The organism is Pseudomonas sp. FSL R10-2189, from assembly GCF_009600325.1.
GTDB lineage: Bacteria > Pseudomonadota > Gammaproteobacteria > Pseudomonadales > Pseudomonadaceae > Aquipseudomonas > Aquipseudomonas helleri.
On record NZ_WIVZ01000105.1, the window covers coordinates 1 to 1,006 of the forward strand.

At 55.1% G+C, this 1,006-nt stretch carries 2 protein-coding genes; both read left to right on the forward strand.

Going from position 1 to position 1,006, the window contains the following annotated elements; genetic code table 11:
• The first annotated feature begins 249 nt into the window (after positions 1-249).
• The gene (locus GHO32_RS26075) at positions 250-474 is read left to right on the forward strand and encodes a DUF6290 family protein (protein ID WP_095022859.1); all 225 of its coding nucleotides are present in this window, start codon (positions 250-252) and stop codon (positions 472-474) included.
• Positions 458-727: a type II toxin-antitoxin system RelE/ParE family toxin gene (locus GHO32_RS26080; protein WP_032489848.1), complete on the forward strand. Its 270-nt coding sequence runs from the start codon at positions 458-460 to the stop codon at positions 725-727. The genes GHO32_RS26075 and GHO32_RS26080 overlap by 17 nt, the downstream gene beginning before the upstream one ends.
• Positions 728-1,006: the final 279 nt, after the last annotated feature.

Below are 1,006 nucleotides of genomic sequence, written 5' to 3' on the forward strand. Positions count from 1 at the left end.
TTCATCGACCTGGATGCGCTCGTGGCGGGACTGGAGCTGGGCTGACGGAAATTTCTGGGATTCCGGCGTACAACCCCTAAATCGACATTCGGGGGCAATAGAGTGGCATCCGGACGGCCACCGAACCGCAGCTGCTGGCCAAGCGCGATCCTGGATCGCCCGAGCCGGAGCACAAGCCCAGCAGCCAGCGCATGGGCTAGCTGCAATTTGCTATACTTGTATATCAATCCCTAATTATGGAGTCTGGCCATGCTTGCTATTCGACTGCCTTCGGAACTGGAAGACCGTCTGGAAAACCTCGCCAAAGCCACCGGCAGAACCAAAACTTTCTATGCCCGTGAAGCCATCGTGGCGCACCTGGACGACTTGGAAGACCTGTACCTGGCGGAACAGCGCCTGCTGGATAACCGCGCGGGTCGCTCGGAATCCGTACCCCTTGAGGATGTGATGAAGCGCTATGGCTTGGCGGATTGAATTTGACCGCGCTGCAGAGCGCGAGCTGGGCAAGCTTGACCCGCAAATCGCTAAACGAATCCTGTTGTTTCTGCATGAGCGGGTATCAAATCTGGATGATCCGCGCAGCATTGGCGAAGCTTTAAAAGGCTCACGTTTAGGGGATTTTTGGAAGTATCGGGTAGGCGACTACCGCCTTATCAGCAGCATCGAGGACGGCGCGTTGCGCATCCTGGTGATTAAGATTGGGAACCGGCGAGAGGTGTACCGCTAGTGTCTCCTTCCTATGAGCGAAAAATTGGAGTCGTGCTCGGAGCACCATTCCGATTTCTCAGCTGCAATTTGAGTCGAGTGCGAGCCGTTTTCGCACCTGAAAGACCCACAAGCTGTGGCCTATACTGAGTCGGTCGACGTGTTCGCCATCAACGTGTAGCACTGAAAGGAATCCCCACGACATGACCGAGACCGACACTGAGAAAACCGGCTCTTCGCATTTAAGGGTGTAGCTGATTTCTAAACCCTCCTGACTTCAGCAAGCACCTGGCTATGTAAT